Source organism: Amycolatopsis sp. NPDC048633 (assembly GCF_040650695.1).
Taxonomy (GTDB): domain Bacteria; phylum Actinomycetota; class Actinomycetes; order Mycobacteriales; family Pseudonocardiaceae; genus Amycolatopsis.
In genome coordinates this window covers 1-15,975 of sequence record NZ_JBEZHS010000071.1, presented here as the reverse complement: position 1 = coordinate 15,975, position 15,975 = coordinate 1, and the positions used below count along the sequence as shown (strand labels likewise).

Genomic DNA, 15,975 nt, shown 5'->3' with positions numbered 1-15,975 from the left:
CTGCCGCCGGTGGCCCGGGGTGCGCCCCCCGGCCCGCCCCCGCACCCCCACACCGCCCCCGCCCCCCACCCACCCCGGTTAAGCACACCTTGAGGGACTTGGAGTCCCTCAAGGTGGCCTTCACGGACTTGGGGTCACTGCTTGCGGGCCACTCCGCCCAGGGTCAGGAAGTTCAGCTCGCTCAGCGGGTGGATCCGGGGCCCGTCCGGCCACCATTCGTGCAGGTAGACCAGCCCCGGCCGGAGCAGCTCCGTGCCCTCGAAGAACCCCGTGATCTGCTCCCGCGTGCGGTGCACGCTGCCCAGCCCGGTGCCCTGGAAGCTCGTCTCCAGCAGCCGCGCCAGCTCCTGGCGGGGCGAGTCCTCTTCCGGGTCGAAGTGGTGCGTGAGCAGCAGGTACGAGCCCGGCGCGAGCGCCGCCACGTAGTCCGCGACGATCGACTTCGCGCGCTCGTAGTCGTCGATGTGGTGGACGATCGACGTCAGGATCAGCGCCACCGGCCGCGTGAAGTCGAGGTACTCCTTGACGACGTCGTCGGCCAGCGTCTCCGCCGGGCGGGTCAGGTCGGCGCCCGTCACGTGCGTCAGGTAGTTCTCCTCGAGCAGCGCCCGGCCGTGCACCTGCACGACCGGGTCGTTGTCGACGTACACAACCTGCGCGTCCGGGTTGTACCGCTGGGCCACCTGGTGGGTGTTCTCCGCCGTCGGCATGCCGGAGCCCAGGTCGAGGAACTGGTCGATGCCGCGTTTCCCGGCGAGGAACCGGACCGCGCGCACCAGCCAGTCGCGGTGCTCCTTCGCCATCGTGCGCGCGCCGGGCGCGATCGCCAGCAGGCGCCGCATCGCTTCGCGGTCGACCTCGTAGTGGTCGTGGCCGCCCAGCAAGGCGTCCGACAGCCTGGCCAAGCTCGCCTTGGAGAAATCGAGGGACGCCGAGCCCCCCTCGGTTCCGGACCGCAGGTCGCCAGGCGTCATCGACTGTTCTCCCTCGTCTGGGGCGCCGGCCCCTGCCCCGGGCCCGGCCACCTCTGTCCGGCAACGGACAGTGCTCAGACTACGACATGGCGTTCATCAAGTGAACCAGGCCGAAGGGCCTTGCCTGCCAGGGACAACTACCCGAAACGCAGTACTCGCCAGTTGTGTCCGCCGTCCGTGGTCCGATACAGGGCGGAGCCGCCGTCGGCGTCCGGCTGGCCGTCGACGACCACACCGGTGCCCCGGCCGGGGAAGTCCAGATCGGTCAGGCTGAGCCCGCGATCGGACAGCACGCTCGTCGTCCAGGTGCGGCCGCCGTCGGCCGTGCTGTGCAGGAACCCGGTGCCGCCGCCCTCGGCCGCGACCGTCGCCGCCGCCGGCGACGCCGCCGCGAAGCCCTGCGTGATCCCGGCGAAGGGCGCCGCGTCACCCCCGCTGAACGTCCCGCCGAGCTTCGCCGCGTGCCCCAGCTCCCGCTCGGTCGAGCCGGGTTGCGGCGAGCCGGGGCTGCTGCTGCACAACGCCACGACCTGCCGGTCGCGGACGCCGGCGAGCGAAGCGACCGACCCGGCCGGGCACGGCGGTTCGGCCGGGGTGAAGCGGACGCCGTCGCGCGAGGTCCAGTACTTCTCCGTGCCGTAGTCCGCGCCGAGCGCGACCTGCAGGCCGCCGCCGACGGCGAGGTCCCCGTAGCTGATCCCGCCGCCGACCGCGAAGCCGGGCACCGGAACCAGCACCGGCGAGCCGGCGGCGCCGGAGTACAGCCGCGTCGAGCCGCGGCCCTCGCCGTAGGTGGTGAGGACGGCGAAGACCCGGCCGGCGGTTTCGGTGATCTTCGAGAGGTAGTAAGGCTCCCGCGCGCCGGCCAGGCCGACCGGGTGCCAGCTCGCGCCGCCGTCGCGCGTCGTGCGCACGTGGACGCCGTCGCTGACGTACGCGACGCGCTCGCCGACGAACGTCAGCGCGACGTGGTTGTGGTTGTCCGGCAACGACATCGGCGGCGCGCCGAGACGCCGCCAGCGCGTTCCGCCGTCGGTCGTGCCGAGCAGAGCCGGGCACCACGACTTCGCGCACGGCGAGTACCCCAGGACGTAGCCCGTGTCGGGGCCGGTCCAGCTCGTCGAAGCGGGCCGGAACCCGCTGGGGACAGCGGTTTCCGCCGTCGCGGGCGAGCCGGACACGGCCAGGAGGGTGAGGACGGACGCGAGCAGCGCCGGGATTCTCATGATCACCTGGACGTGCCGCGCGGGACGGGGTTGCCCGTCCCGCGCGAGGTTCTCAGAACCGGGCGGGGAACCGCTCGACCGCCACGACGAGGACCTCGACGTCCTGCCCGTAGGTGGCGCCGACGACCCCGGTCCCGTGGCGCTGGTCGAGCAAGATCCTTCTTCCTTCAGGAGTTCCGCCGCGGCCCCGGCCCACCTTCGGCCGAGCGGTGGATCGTGGTCACGCGAGGCCCTCGGTGAACGAAGCCACGAAGCGCAGCAGCTCCGCGCCGGCGGCGAGGTCGCCGTGCACGATGATCTTCACGGTGGCGCGCTCCCGGTCGTAGATGGTCTCGACGCGCAGGGGCCGCTCGCCCCCGTCCCGCGGCCCGTTCACCGAGGCGACGACCACGGTGGCGATCCGGTCGGCCGTCGCCCGGTCGACGCCGCTGACCTCGGCGACGCCCGAAAGCTCGGCGAGGGGCCGGTCCGGCCGCGGTTCCGCCACCGGCAGCCCGGTGAAGGCCTCGAGGTCGTCGGCGGCGATCCGGTACTGCTTGCCGATCCGGACCGCCTTGAGCCGCCCGTCCCGCACGTAGTTCCGGACCGTCCGGACGTGCAGCCCGAGCTTCGCGGCGACCTGTTCGACGGAGAAGACCTCCCGCGCCATAACCCTCCTAATGTTCCGCAAACTACCGTACCATGTCCACTTTGAGGGAAGTTTGCGGAACATGCGGTTTGCCCGACCGGGTGCCGGGTATTCCCCGGTGTTGCTTCCGCTCGCCCAGGTACGTCCACATCGGACAGTCGAAAGGACGGCGCCGACGATGCCGTATCCCCCTCCCCAGGAGCCGTACGAACCGCCGTACGAGCCCGCCCCGGCCGAAGAAGTCGTGGAACGCACCCATCCACGCCTCCGGATCGTGCGCACGGTCAACGCCCTCATCCACCTCGTGTGCGCGCTGTTCGCCCTGGTGCTCGCCGCCCACATCCTCCTGGTGCTGGGTGAGGCGAACTCGGCGAACGGGTTCGCGCACTTGGTGAACGAGTGGTCCTCAGGCGTCTCCCTCGGCCTGCGCAACCTCTTCACGCCCGATTCGGTGAAGCTGGCGACGTTCTTGAACGACGGCCTCGCCGCGGTGATCTGGCTGGTCATCGGCGCGATCCTGACGGACGTCATCACCCGGATCGGTGCGCCGGGACCCCGGCGGGTCTGGTACCGCCGCCGTCGCAACACCAGTTACTACGGCTGACAGAGACTCGACGAAGAAGGCCTCCCCGGCTCGGCCGGGGAGGCCTTCTTCGTGCGTCTGTCAGCCCTGCGGCTGTTCGGCGACCGGTTTGACCGGCTCCGGCTCGGACGGCGGCCGGGCCTCGGCGGCGTCGGCCGGCCGGGGAGCGGGAACACCCTGGGCGGCGACCACGTCGAAGTGCTCCCGGCACCAGCGGCCGTAGCGGCGTGCCTGCACTGTCATTGCGTCCACCTCCTCTCCACGGGCGATCCTGGTCACACCCTCAGCGTCCTCCGCCGGAGCGCCGAAAGCCAACAGATTTAAGCGGGACTTAAGGACACGGCCGGGTGAACGTCCACAAAGGACGTCAGCCCGCGAACTCGCGCACGACCGTGCGGCAGAACGCCGGCAGGTCGTCCGGGTTGCGGCTGGAAACCAGGCCGTTGTCGACTACGACTTCTTCGTCGACAACGGTGGCGCCGGCGTTACGCAGGTCGGTGCGGATACTCGGGTACGACGTCAGCGTGCGGCCACGGACGACGTCCGCTTCGACGAGCGTCCACGGACCGTGGCAGATCACGCCGACCGGCTTGCCCGCGCGCACGAAATCGGCGACGAACTTTACCGCGTCGGCGTTCGTCCGCAGGTTGTCGGGGTTCATCGTGCCGCCCGGCAGCAGGAGCGCGTCGAAGTCCCCGGGCCCGACGTCGGCCACCTTCCGGTCGACCGGGAACCGGTCGCCCTTGTCGATGTCGCCGTTCATCGCCTGGATCTCGCCGGTGTCCAGCGACACCAGCTCCACCGTCGCGCCTTCGTCGAGGACGGCCTGGCGCGGCTGCTCCAGCTCGACCTGTTCGACGCCGTCCGCGGCCAGGATCGCGACGCGGCGTCCTTGCAGTGCGTTCGCCATGAGATTCCTCCGTCGGAGATCAATGCACGAAAGAATTACCCGCTCCGGAGGCGGTCAAACACGGTCTACAAAGGACTGAGACTCAGTCCGAGCATTCGATGGCGAGCACGGCGATGTCGTCGTGGGCCGAGCTGCCGAGCCAGTCGCGCACGGCCTGCCGCAGCCGCCGCACGACCTCGCGGGCGGGCTGGCCCGACGCGGTCGCCAGCACCGCGCGCAGCCGGTCGTCGCCGAACAGCTCCGTCTGGTCGTGCCGGTTGCGGGCCTCGGTGATGCCGTCGGTGTAGAGCAGGCAGACGTCGCCGCGCTCCAGCCGCACCTCCGCCTCGGCGAACCGGGCCTGCGGCGAGATCCCGACCAGCGTCCCCGGGACGGTGACCTCCTCGACCACGCCGCCCCGGCGGACGATCAGCGGCGCCGGGTGCCCGCCGGAGGCCAGCGTCAGGCCGACGCCGCCGTCCGACGGCCGGGCCGTGCCGAGCACCAGCGTGGCGAACCGGCTGCTGCCACCGGCGATGAGCAGCTCGTTGAGCAGCCGCAGCAGCGTCCGGCCGTCGCGCTCGACCATGGCGAGCGCGGTCAGCGCGTGCCGGACCCGCCCGGTCAGCGCCGCGGCCTCGGCACCCTTGCCGCAGATGTCGCCGAGCACCAGGAACGCGCTGCCGTCGTCGTGGGCGAGGACGTCGAAGAAGTCGCCGCCGACCGCGAGCACCCCGGCGGCCGGCTCGTACCAGGTCTCGAACCGGGCGCCGTCGAGCTCGGGCGGGTCGACCGGGCGCAGCGTGGTCTCCAGGCCGCGCGTGGCCTCCTCTTGGCGGGCGTAGCGCTGCGCGTTGGCCAGCGCCGTCCCGGCCGCCCTGGCGAACTCGACGACCGCGCGGCTCTGCTCGGCGCCGAACTCCGGGTCCGCCTTGCGGCCCAGCAGCAGGGCGCCGGTGACGCCGGAACCGCCGTTCGGGCCCAGCGACACCACCGCCACCTCGGCGTGCCCGGCGAACCGGTCGGCGACGATCGAGGGCAGGGTGGCGATCTCGGGGGCGGGCACCGGGGCGAGCTGCGGCTTCCCGGTCGCCGCGAACGTCTCCGCCAGCACCGGCGCGACCTGCGCCGGGACCCGGCGGATCCGGCCGTGGCCGTGCGCCGACGGGCGTTCACAGCTCCACCACTCCCACCGGCCGCGGGTGGTCGGCAGCAGCACGAAGACGGTCTCGGCCAGCGCGGACGCGGCCTGCTCGGCGATCACCCGCGCGGTGCCGTGCCGCCCGCGCGCTCCGGCCAGCCGGGGACCGGCCTCGGCGAGGAAGTCGCCGACGTGCCGCTGCGGGACGTCCTCCGCGGGGACGGTCCAGGCGTGCCAACCGCCGGGCAGGGCTCGGACGCGGGCCGGGCGGCGGTTCCCCGCCACTTCCACGTGCCCGGAGGTCTCGGCGACGGGGTGCAGCCGCGGCTCGGCGCCGCCGGTCAGCGTGCGCGCCGCCGGGTTCGCCCAGCGCAGCGCGCCGTCGGCGTCCTGGAGGAACACCGCGTCGCGGACGTCTTCGAGAACGGCCCGTCCGAAGGCGTCGAAGCCCGGCGGCGCGTCCTCACCGGTCATCGGCGGCAGGGCCGCCGAGGCCGGGGCCGGACGTGACACCATGCACGGACCTCCTGCCTCCGGACTGCGATCGCACGGTTACCGCGTGAGCGGGCGGACTGGCTCGAAGTGTAGGGCGAATCATGACACGCTGGGTCATGGACCATGGCTGGCGCATGCGTGGTGGAGAGGGTCGGCACACATGACAACGGAATCCCAGAGCGAGGCGGCGGCGCTGGAGCGGCTGCTCGTTGCGGTGCGGGATCTCGGGGACGGCAACTTCCGCCGGCGGCTCGTGCCGCACGGCGACGGCATCTCGGCCCAGCTCGCGGTCGCGTTCAACGACATCGCCGAACGCAACCAGCGGCTGGTCAGCGAGCTGCTGCGGGTGCGCGCGGCCGTCGGCCAGGACGGCAGGCTGAGCGAGCGGCTGGAGGCCGAGGTCGGCCCCGGCGGCTGGAGCACCGCCGTCGACAGCGTCAACGGCCTCGTCGAGGACCTCACGCGGCCGACGATCGAGCTGGACCGGGTGCTCGGCGCCGTCGCCGAGGGTGACCTGGGCCAGCCGATGACCCTGACGCTGGACGGCCGCCCGCTGCAGGGCGCGTACGCGACGCTGGCCAAGACGGTCAACGGCCTGATCGCGCAGCTGTCGCGCTTCGCCGCCGAGGTGACGAGGCTCTCCCGCGAGATCGCGGGTGAGGGACGTCTCGGCGGCCAGGCGGTCGTCCCGGGTGTGTCCGGGACCTGGCGCGACCTGACCGACTCCGTCAACTTCATGGCCGACAACCTCACCGAGCAGGTCCGCAACATCGCGCAGGTCACCACGGCCGTCGCGCGCGGCGACCTGACCCAGAAGATCAACGTCGACGCCCGCGGCGAGATCCTGGAGCTCAAGAACACCATCAACACGATGGTCGACCAGCTCTCGTCGTTCGCCGACGAGGTCACCCGCGTCTCCCGCGAGGTCGGCTCCGACGGCAAGCTCGGCGGCCAGGCCCAGGTGGCCGGCGTCGCCGGGACGTGGCGCGACCTCACCGACTCCGTCAACCAGATGGCCGACAACCTGACCGACCAGGTCCGCGGGATCTCGCAGGTGGCGACCGCGGTGGCCAACGGCGACCTGACGAAGAAGATCGAAGTCGACGCGCGCGGCGAGATCCTGCAGCTGAAGAACACGCTCAACACGATGGTCGACCAGCTCTCGGCGTTCGCCGGTGAAGTCACCCGCGTGGCGCGGGAGGTCGGCAGCGAGGGCAAGCTCGGCGGCCAGGCCGAGGTGGCCGGCGCGGCCGGGACGTGGCGCAGCCTCACCGACTCGGTCAACGGCATGGCCGACAACCTCACCGACCAGGTCCGCAACATCTCCCACGTGACCACCGCCGTGGCGAAGGGCGACCTGACCCAGAAGATCACCGTCGACGCCCGCGGCGAGATCCTCGAGCTCAAGACGACCATGAACACGATGGTGGACCAGCTGTCCGCCTTCGCCGACGAAGTCACCCGCGTCGCGCGCGAGGTCGGCACCGAGGGCCAGCTGGGCGGGCAGGCGCAGGTCCCGGGCGTCGCCGGCACCTGGCGCGACCTCACCGGCTCGGTGAACTTCATGGCGAACAACCTGACCACCCAGGTCCGCAACATCGCCCAGGTAGCGACCGCCGTCGCGCGCGGCGACCTGACGCAGAAGATCGCGGTGGACGCCCGGGGCGAGATCCTCGAGCTCAAGGACACGCTGAACACGATGGTGGACCAGCTGTCCGCCTTCGCCGACGAAGTCACCCGCGTGGCCCGCGAAGTCGGCACCGAAGGCAAGCTCGGCGGCCAGGCCGCCGTGCCCGGCGTCGCCGGGACCTGGAAGGACCTCACCGACAACGTCAACTTCATGGCGAACAACCTGACCGACCAGGTCCGGAACATCGCCCAGGTGACGTCGGCCGTCGCGAAGGGCGACCTGACCCAGAAGATCTCGGTCGACGCGCGCGGCGAGATCCTCGAGCTCAAGACGACGCTGAACACGATGGTCGACCAGCTCTCCGCGTTCGCGGACGAAGTCACCCGCGTGGCGCGCGAAGTCGGCACCGAAGGCAAGCTCGGCGGCCAGGCCACCGTCCGCGGCGTCGCGGGCACGTGGAAGGACCTCACCGACAACGTCAACGTCATGGCCACCAACCTGACCGACCAGGTGCGCAGCATCGCCACCGTGGCGGCCGGCGTGGCCAACGGCGACCTGTCGAAGAAGATCTCCATCGACGCCCAGGGCGAGGTCGCGGCGCTGGCCGAGACGCTCAACGGCATGGTCGAGACGCTGCGCGCGTTCGCCGACGAGGTCACCCGCGTCTCGCGCGAGGTCGGCACCGAAGGCATCCTCGGCGGCCAGGCGCGGGTCCCCGGCGTGGCCGGGACCTGGAAGGACCTGACCGAGAACGTCAACTTCATGGCGCACAACCTGACCAGCCAGGTGCGCAACATCTCCCAGGTGACCACCGCGGTCGCGAAGGGCGACCTGACGAAGAAGATCGACGTCGACGCCCGCGGCGAGATCCTCGAGCTCAAGACCACGATGAACACGATGGTCGACCAGCTCTCCGCGTTCGCCTCCGAGGTCACGCGGGTGGCGCGCGAGGTCGGCACCGAGGGCAAGCTCGGCGGCCAGGCCGAGGTCGGCGGCGTGTCCGGCACCTGGCAGCGGCTCACCGAGAGCGTGAACCAGCTGGCCGGGAACCTGACCACGCAGGTCCGCGCGATCGCGCAGGTGGCGACGGCGGTGACGGCCGGCGATCTGACCCGGCACATCGCGGTCGACGCGTCCGGCGAGGTCGCGGACCTCAAGGACAACATCAACCAGATGATCGCGAACCTCAAGGAGACGACGAGGACCAACCGCGAGCAGGACTGGCTGAAGACGAACCTCGCGCAGCTGTCGGGCCGGATGCAGGGGCACCGCGACCTGGCGTCGGTCGCGGCGCTGATCCTGTCCGAGCTGGCCCCGCTGGTCCGGGCGCAGCAGGGTGCGTTCTTCCTGGCCCGCGACGACGACCGCGACGGCACGGTGCTCGAGTGCATCGCCGCCTACGGCCTCGCCCAGTCGCGCGCCGGCCTGCGGTTCGCGATCGGCGAGTCCTTGATCGGGCAGGCCGCCGTCGACCACCGCACGATCCTGGTCCACAACGCGCCGCCGGAGTACGCGGTGATCTCGTCCGGGCTCGGCTCGGCGTCGCCGGTGAACCTCATCGTGCTGCCGGTGCTGTTCCAGGGCGAGGTGCTCGGGGTGCTGGAGCTGGCCTCGGTCAACGAGCTCAGCACCGTCCACCAGGACCTGCTGGAGCAGCTGCGGCACACGATCGGCGTCAACGTCAACACGATCCTGTCCAACTCGCGGACCGAAGCACTGCTCACCGAGTCGCAGCGGCTGGCCCAGGAGCTGCGGGCGCGGTCGGAGCAGCTGCAGGCCCAGCAGGGCGAGCTGCGGCGGTCCAACACCGAGCTGGCCGAGAAGGCCGCGCTGCTGGCCCAGCAGAACCGCGACATCGAGGTCAAGAACAGCGAGATCGAGCAGGCGCGCCAGGAGCTGGAGGAGCGCGCCGGGCAGCTGACGGTGGCGTCGCAGTACAAGACCGAGTTCATGGCGAACATGTCGCACGAGCTGCGCACGCCGCTGAACAGCGCGTTGATCCTGGCGAAGCTGCTGTCGGAGAACCCCGAGGGCAACCTGACGGAGAAGCAGATCCAGTTCGCGAAGACGATTTACGCGGCCGGGTCGGACCTGCAGCAGCTGATCAACGACATACTGGACCTGGCGAAGGTCGAGGCCGGCCGGCTGGACATGCAGATGTCCGACATCACGCTGCCGGAGCTGGTGGACTACGTCGAGTCGTTGTGCCGGCCGTTGACGGCGGACAAGGGCTTGGAGTTCGCGGTCCACATCGACCCGCCGGTGCCGGGCAGCGTCCACACCGACGAGCACCGCCTCCAGCAGATCCTGCGCAACCTGCTCTCGAACGCGGCGAAGTTCACCGACGAGGGTGGCGTGCGCCTCCACATCCGGGCGGCGGACCCGGCGGAGGTCGAGCAGGAGGCCCTCCGGAACGCGCCGGGCATCATCGCGTTCGCCGTCGAAGACACCGGGATAGGGATCCCGGAGGAGAAGCTGGCGGTGATCTTCGAGGCGTTCCGCCAGGCGGACGGCACGACGAGCCGCAAGTACGGCGGAACGGGCCTCGGGCTCAACATCAGCCAGCAGCTGACGGAGCTCCTGGGCGGCGAGCTCCGGGTGGTGAGCGAGCCGGGCGCCGGGTCGACGTTCACGCTGTACCTCCCGGTGGCGGCGGCCAACCTGGTGGACCCGGCGGTGACGGCGCTGTCGTCGCCGCGGCTGCCGGCGGTCCCGAGCACGGTCCTGGTGGCGGCCCCGGACGTCACCCCGAAGCGCTTCCACGGCGAGAAGGTCCTGATCGTCGACGATGATCTTCGTAACGTGTTCGCGTTGGCAGCGGTCCTGGAGCAGGCGGGCCTGGAGGTGGTCTACGCGGAGACGGGCGTGGACGGAATCCGGGCGTTGGAGCGCCACGAGGACACGGCGCTGGTCCTGATGGACGTGATGATGCCGGAGCTCGACGGAAACGCGACGATCGCGGCAATCCGGGCAGAGGCGGTCAACGCGGACCTGCCGGTGATCGCGGTAACGGCCAAGGCAACCCAGGAGGACCGGGCAAGGACCCTGGCCAGCGGCGCGGACGACTACATCACGAAGCCGGTGGACACGGACAAGCTGCTGGACGTGATCGCGACATCCCTGGAAGCGGACGCTGCCTCGTTCGGAGCGGGTGACGGGAATCGAACCCGCGTAGCTAGTTTGGAAGACTAGGGCTCTACCATTGAGCTACACCCGCGTGCCCCCGAGGTACCCGGGTGCGAGGTCAGCTTAGCGTGACCCGCTAGGCTGACCACACACCCCCCTGGGGGTGTCACGGGATGTGGCGCAGCTTGGTAGCGCATTCGCTTTGGGAGCGAAGGGTCGCAGGTTCAAATCCTGTCATCCCGACCGGACAGCCGTCTTTCACGCCACGCCCGGCGAGCACCTGCTCGCCGGGCGTGTTCGTGTGCGCCCTCCGTCCGGATACGTTCTCAGTACGTTCGGCCGGCGAACGTTGCGTATGCGATCTCCCGGACGACTGCGTCATCAACCGACGAGGCCTGCCGTACCGGCTGAGAGGGGCGCACTGATGCCCAACGTGATCGAGAAGGTCGTCAACAAGGTGCTCGACAAGGGGACCAGCGACAATTCGAAGGACCCCATACCGACCGGCGCGGCCAATCTCACCCTCGGTACCGCGTTCATCGGCGCCGTCACTTTGATCGTCGACAACTTCACCGGGTGGAGCTCCAAGCTCCTCGGCCCCAACCCCAGTTCCGGTTCGCAAGCCGCGCTGGCCATCGCGGTCATCGGCGCCATGGCGGTCGTGTTCGCCGCGGATCTGCTCGCCCGTGGCTATGCCTCGGCCCATGCCACGCCGCCGGCTGCGACCGGCGCTCCCGCGGCGTCGGAGCCTGCCGAGACCTCCGGCATCACCGTGTCGATTCCCGAACTCGCCGCCGCGGACGAGCACGGCTGGCAGGTTGTCCAGGTCGACGGCGACCGGCTGCTCGTGGTCAAGAAAGGTCAGCCGCCGAAGTGGTACCCGATCGGCAAAGTACGGGGTGACTAGCTGAGCCACGCCGTCAACGTCGAGGCGATCAGCGCCGGCTGCTCCTCCGGGGTGTGGTGCCCCGCCGCCACGGGGTAGTGCACCACTTCCAGCGAAGCGAAGTTGGCGACGAACCAGTCGATCATCGGCTGCGTCAGCATTGTCGAGAACCCCGGGTCGAACGTGATCAGCAGTTTCGGAATCGAAGGCGACGACGCCAGCCAGCCGTCGAACGCCTCGATCCGGGCCACGACCGATGCCGGTGAACCTCCCAAGGGGAGGGATTGGGCCCAGCGCAGCAAGGGAATCCGGGACTCGGGAGTCGGATACGGGCGCGCGTACTCGGGTGGGAGGCCCGCGAGGAAGTCCGGGATGTCCGTGACTCCCGGGGCCTTGATCGCGCGGAACACCTCCGCGCCCGCCGGAGGGAACTCTTCCCACGTCATCGGCTTCAGGACTGCCTCGGTGAACGCCACCCCCCGGACTCGCGACGGGTGCCGCGATGCCCAGTCCGCCGCCAGCGCCCCTCCCCAGTCGTGGCCTACCAGGACCACGTCGTCCAGCTCGAGAGCGTCGAACCACTCGTCCAAGTACCGGGCGTGGTCGTCGAACGAGTACTCGAGCGATGGCTTCGGTGAGGTGCCCATGCCGATCAGGTCCGGCGCCAGCCGGCGGCCCGGCACCTGCGGCATCACGTTGCGCCACAGGTACGACGACGTCGGGTTGCCGTGCAGGAACACCACCGGCGCGCCGGTTCCGGACTCCACATAGGACAGAGTCGTCACTTGAACGCCACCGCGTTTCGCGCCGCCCAGTCGGCGAAGGGGCGCGGCGGGCGGCCCAGCACCTGCGAGACGTCCGGGCTCACCCGTTGCTCAGCCGGCGTCGGGGAGCCCAGGATGTCCAGCGTCGCCTCCGCGACCTCCGGAGGCATGAAGCCCAGCATCGCCGAACGCGCTTCCTCCCGCGTCTGCGGGACGAATCGCACCGGTTCCCCCACCGCGCCGGAGATCGCCGCCGCCTGGTCGCGTGGGGAAACCAATACTGGGCCGGTCAGTTCGTACGTCCGACCGGCGTGCGAGGAATCCACGAGAGCCGCGGCCGCCACCGCGGCGATGTCCGCCGGGTCGATCACCGGCAGCGCCACGTCGCCGAACGGCGCGGCAAGCGTCCGTGACGAACGCACGCTTTCCGCCCACTGGAACGCGTTCGACGCGAACCCGCCCGGCCGTAGCACCGTCCACTCCAGACCTGAGCCGCGCACCGCGTCCTCGAAGAACGCAGGGTGCCGGCCCGTTCCGACGCCCTGCGACGACACCAGCACGACCCGCGCTCCTGCCGCCTGCTCCAGCACCGGTTCCACCGCGCCCCGGAAGTCCGGCGGCAGCAGAAGAAACACCGCTGACGCCCCCTCGAAAGCCGGGCGCAACGACGATGCGTCCGTCAAGTCACCCGGAAACGCTCCCCGGCGGGATACCGCCCGCACTTCCTCGCCCGCCGACTCCAAAGCCGCTACCAACGGCTGTCCGATGTTTCCGGTCGCTCCAGTCACTACGATCATGCGAGCGACGCTACATTCCGCCGTATAGTAGGTACCTAGAGGAAAGTATTGGACGGAGGCACCGAAAGTGACCGAGACCACACCCGAGCTGGCCTGTCCGATCTCCCCCATCGTCGACATCGTCTTCAGCCGCTGGACGACACCGATCCTGTGGGCACTCAACGAATACGGGCGTCAGCGGTTCGTCGAGCTCGAGCGCCGCATCGCCACCATCACCCCGAAGGTGCTCACCCAGCGGTTGCGCCAACTCGAGCGCGACGGCCTCATCACCAGGACCTACCACGCCGAGGTCCCGCCGCGCGTCGAATACGAGATCAGCGAACTGGGCCGCAGCCTCGGCCCGATGTTCGCCACCCTCGCCGACTGGTCACCCAACCTCGGCAAGGTCGACGCAGCCCGGCAGGCTTACGACTCGCGCAGCTCCGCCAGGTAGTCGTCCGCCGCCGACGCTCGCTACTCCGTCACCTGCCGGGCCGTCGCCATCGCGCGTTCGGTCTCCCAGAACGCCCGCATCGACGTGATGAGCCCGTCCTCGCCGACGCGGTAGACGAACACCCCGTCGGTGTCGACGCGGTAGCCGCCGGGCAGGTACGTCGTGATCGTCCCGACGTTGGCACACTCGTCGCCCGCCGCGTGCGAGTCGCGGATGGTGAACTCGAAGCGCTCCACGTTGCCGATCGTCTTGTCCCAGAACGCGCTGATCCCGTCGCGGCCGTGGTGCCCCTTGCCCTCTTCGTCGAAGAACGACGGCCCGACGGGGTCCTCGACGACGCCGTCCGGGGCGAACAGGTCCAGCCACGCCTCCTTGTCCCCCGCCGTCACCGCGGTCATCGACGCCAACGCCGCGCGCCGCGCGGGCGGCTGCTCCGCCGACGTGTCCCAACTGACCTGCACACCCATGCTCGTCACTCCTCGAACTTGGCGATGATCTCGGCGCCGAACTTGTGGATCGCTTCGAGCTTCGGCTCGACCGGCGCGTCGAACCCGACGCCGTCGAACACCCACGGCATGGTGATGATGTCGGTGACGCCGGCCTCGGCCTGCTCGCGGTAGCCGTCGAGACCGAACTTGTCGATGCAGACGGCCTGGTACTCGAACGGGTCGCCGGCGCGGCCGCGCTCGGCCAGCAGCTCCTTCAGCCGGGCGATGGTCTCGCGCAGCTCCTCGAGCTTCATCATCGCCGACGACCAGCCGTCGGCGACGCGGGCCGCGCGCCGCAGCGCGACGTCGGTGTGGCCGCCGATGTAGAACGGCACCCGCGTCGGCGGCGCCGGGCTCATCTGGATCTTGTCGAAGTCGTAGAACTCGCCGTGGTACTCGACCATCCCGCCGTCGAGGATCAGCCGGAGGACGTCGATGGCCTCGTCGACGCGCTTGCCGCGCCGCTCGAACGGCACGCCGCAGTACTCGAACTCCTGCGGCAGCCAGCCGACGCCGAGGCCGAGCCCGAACCGGCCGCCGGTGAGCACCGACGCCGAGCCGACCTGACGCGCCAGCAGCACCGGGTTGCGCGAGCCGAGCTTCAGCACGGACGTGTAGAACTCGATGCGGCTGGTGACCGCGCCCATGGCGGCCGTCGCGACCAGCGGGTCCACCCAAGGCGTGTCGGCGGTCCAGAATCGGCTGCCGTCGGGGGTGTACGGATAGTCTGTGGACACCGTCTCGGCGTAGAAGAGCGAGTCCGGCAGGGCAATGGACGCGAAGCCCGCCTCTTCGGCGGCCTGGGCGAGTTCGCCCAGCTGATCAAGCGGGTTCATCGCGATCGACAGGGTGAACTTCATAGCGTCGAACTATAACGTGTTCTAGTTTCTTCGGCCAGCTCTGCCGGTGTGCCGGATCACTCGCCGGGAACCCTCCGCGTAGCGTCCGCGTTGTCCGAATCAAAGGTGACTTCCGGTCACCGGGCACCGAGCTTCTGGGAGTGGTCCATGGGCACCGCGATCTTCCTGATCGTGCTCGTCGTCGTGATCGTCGGTGGCGGCCTCTATTTCTCGCGGCAGCGCGCCGCGGCCCGGCAGCGGGAGCTCGACGACGCCAAGGCCGACGCCCGGCGCCTCGTCGAGCGGCTCGGCGGCCAGGTCCTCAACCTCAACGGCAACGACACCGCGTCGATGCAGGCGATGGCGGACGCGAGCGAGCGCTACAACGCGGCCGGTTCGCAGATGGAGCAGGCGCAGACCATCGAGCAGGCCCGGCTGGTCAAGGACACCGCCGTCGAAGGTCTCTACTACGTCCGCGCCGCGCGCGTCGCGATGGGCATGGACCCCGGCCCGCAGCTGCCGGAAGAGGCCGAGCGCGAGCGCGCCGGCAAGGTGACCGAGCGCCGCGACGTCGACGTCGAGGGCCAGCACTACGCCGCGTCCCCGGACGCCGGTCAGGACACGCCGTACTACTACCCCGGCGGGCGCGTGGCCGGGCGGCCGGTGCCGCAGGGCTGGTACAGCGAGCCGTGGTGGAAGCCCGCGCTCGTCGCCGGCGCCTGGGGCCTCGGGTCGATGTTCCTGTTCAGCGCGATGTTCTCCGGCATGGGCGGCATCGCCAGCGCCGGGGCCTGGGAGTCGGGCTACGACGCCGGCCAGCAGGACGCGCTCGAGTCCGGTGACGCGGGCGGCGGCGATGGTGGCGGTGACGGCGGCGGCGACATGGGCGACGGTGGCGGCGGCGACTGGGGCGGCGGCGGGTTCGACGGCGGCGGCTTCGACGGTGGAGGTTTCGACGGCGGCGGCTTCGACTTCTGACCGTCCGGTTTCAAGCGCCCCAATGTGGCCTTGGTTGCGTCAGACGCACCGAAGGCCGCCTTGGGTGCGTTGAACGCACCGAAGGCCACATTGGGGCG

The 15,975-nt window shown here is 70.5% G+C and carries 15 protein-coding genes and 2 tRNA genes; 6 read left to right on the top strand and 11 right to left on the bottom strand.

The genetic code is table 11. From position 1 onward, the window contains the following. Positions 1–134: 134 nt before the first annotated feature. From AB0C38_RS48755 to AB0C38_RS48745, 3 genes are all read right to left on the bottom strand, one after another. Positions 135–974, bottom strand: coding sequence for an SAM-dependent methyltransferase (locus AB0C38_RS48755; RefSeq protein ID WP_360688331.1), 840 nt, complete (start codon positions 972–974; stop codon positions 135–137). A 137-nt stretch (positions 975–1,111) separates the two neighbouring features. Continuing rightward, positions 1,112–2,206 carry a hypothetical protein gene (locus tag AB0C38_RS48750; protein ID WP_360688328.1) on the bottom strand — a complete coding sequence of 365 codons (1,095 nt, stop codon included), beginning with the start codon at positions 2,204–2,206 and terminating at the stop codon, positions 1,112–1,114. A 214-nt stretch (positions 2,207–2,420) separates the two neighbouring features. Then, on the bottom strand, positions 2,421–2,849 hold the full coding sequence (locus tag AB0C38_RS48745; RefSeq protein WP_360688325.1) for a helix-turn-helix domain-containing protein: 429 nt from the start codon (positions 2,847–2,849) through the stop codon (positions 2,421–2,423). 157 nt (positions 2,850–3,006) lie between these two features. Between AB0C38_RS48745 and AB0C38_RS48740 the strand changes: the two genes are divergently transcribed. Further along, positions 3,007–3,432, top strand: coding sequence for a hypothetical protein (locus AB0C38_RS48740; RefSeq protein ID WP_360688322.1), 426 nt, complete (start codon positions 3,007–3,009; stop codon positions 3,430–3,432). Between the two features lie 60 nt (positions 3,433–3,492). Here AB0C38_RS48740 and AB0C38_RS48735 read toward each other — a convergent pair whose 3' ends face one another. From AB0C38_RS48735 to AB0C38_RS48725, 3 genes are all read right to left on the bottom strand, one after another. Further along, a complete protein-coding gene (locus tag AB0C38_RS48735) occupies positions 3,493–3,654 on the bottom strand; it encodes a hypothetical protein (protein ID WP_360688319.1) in 162 nt (53 codons plus the stop codon). 124 nt (positions 3,655–3,778) lie between these two features. Next, a complete protein-coding gene (locus AB0C38_RS48730; protein WP_360688316.1) occupies positions 3,779–4,321 on the bottom strand; it encodes a type 1 glutamine amidotransferase domain-containing protein in 543 nt (180 codons plus the stop codon). A gap of 82 nt (positions 4,322–4,403) precedes the next feature. After that, positions 4,404–5,957, bottom strand: a complete 1,554-nt coding sequence (locus AB0C38_RS48725) for a SpoIIE family protein phosphatase (protein WP_360688313.1) — start codon at positions 5,955–5,957, stop codon at positions 4,404–4,406. 139 nt (positions 5,958–6,096) lie between these two features. Between AB0C38_RS48725 and AB0C38_RS48720 the strand changes: the two genes are divergently transcribed. Then, the gene (locus AB0C38_RS48720; protein WP_360688334.1) at positions 6,097–10,758 is read left to right on the top strand and encodes a HAMP domain-containing protein; all 4,662 of its coding nucleotides are present in this window, start codon (positions 6,097–6,099) and stop codon (positions 10,756–10,758) included. On the opposite strand, the gene AB0C38_RS48715 is transcribed toward AB0C38_RS48720, so the two are convergent. After that, a tRNA-Gly gene (locus AB0C38_RS48715) sits at positions 10,713–10,783 on the bottom strand. The two genes, AB0C38_RS48720 and AB0C38_RS48715, sit on opposite strands and share 46 nt — an antisense overlap. 78 nt (positions 10,784–10,861) lie before the next feature. Here AB0C38_RS48715 and AB0C38_RS48710 point away from each other — a divergent pair. Together AB0C38_RS48710 and AB0C38_RS48705 are read left to right on the top strand one after the other, a co-directional pair. Next, positions 10,862–10,935: transfer RNA gene (locus AB0C38_RS48710), tRNA-Pro, on the top strand. 181 nt (positions 10,936–11,116) lie between these two features. After that, positions 11,117–11,599, top strand: coding sequence for a hypothetical protein (locus AB0C38_RS48705; protein ID WP_360688310.1), 483 nt, complete (start codon positions 11,117–11,119; stop codon positions 11,597–11,599). On the opposite strand, the gene AB0C38_RS48700 is transcribed toward AB0C38_RS48705, so the two are convergent. Continuing rightward, the gene (locus AB0C38_RS48700) at positions 11,596–12,363 is read right to left on the bottom strand and encodes an alpha/beta fold hydrolase (RefSeq protein WP_360688308.1); all 768 of its coding nucleotides are present in this window, start codon (positions 12,361–12,363) and stop codon (positions 11,596–11,598) included. The genes AB0C38_RS48705 and AB0C38_RS48700 overlap by 4 nt on opposite strands. Beyond that, positions 12,360–13,139 (bottom strand): NAD(P)H-binding protein, encoded by a 780-nt coding sequence (locus AB0C38_RS48695; RefSeq protein WP_360688304.1) that lies wholly within the window; start codon positions 13,137–13,139, stop codon positions 12,360–12,362. Before AB0C38_RS48695 ends, AB0C38_RS48700 begins: the two co-directional genes overlap by 4 nt. A 67-nt stretch (positions 13,140–13,206) precedes the next feature. Between AB0C38_RS48695 and AB0C38_RS48690 the strand changes: the two genes are divergently transcribed. Continuing rightward, complete coding sequence (locus AB0C38_RS48690; protein ID WP_360688301.1) at positions 13,207–13,572, top strand: helix-turn-helix domain-containing protein; 366 nt, start codon at positions 13,207–13,209, stop codon at positions 13,570–13,572. A 20-nt stretch (positions 13,573–13,592) separates the two neighbouring features. On the opposite strand, the gene AB0C38_RS48685 is transcribed toward AB0C38_RS48690, so the two are convergent. Beyond that, positions 13,593–14,039, bottom strand: coding sequence for a nuclear transport factor 2 family protein (locus AB0C38_RS48685; RefSeq protein WP_360688298.1), 447 nt, complete (start codon positions 14,037–14,039; stop codon positions 13,593–13,595). A 5-nt stretch (positions 14,040–14,044) separates the two neighbouring features. Next, complete coding sequence (locus AB0C38_RS48680; protein WP_360688295.1) at positions 14,045–14,920, bottom strand: LLM class F420-dependent oxidoreductase; 876 nt, start codon at positions 14,918–14,920, stop codon at positions 14,045–14,047. A gap of 147 nt (positions 14,921–15,067) precedes the next feature. Between AB0C38_RS48680 and AB0C38_RS48675 the strand changes: the two genes are divergently transcribed. Further along, positions 15,068–15,877: a hypothetical protein gene (locus AB0C38_RS48675; protein ID WP_360688292.1), complete on the top strand. Its 810-nt coding sequence runs from the start codon at positions 15,068–15,070 to the stop codon at positions 15,875–15,877. Positions 15,878–15,975 lie beyond the last annotated feature (98 nt).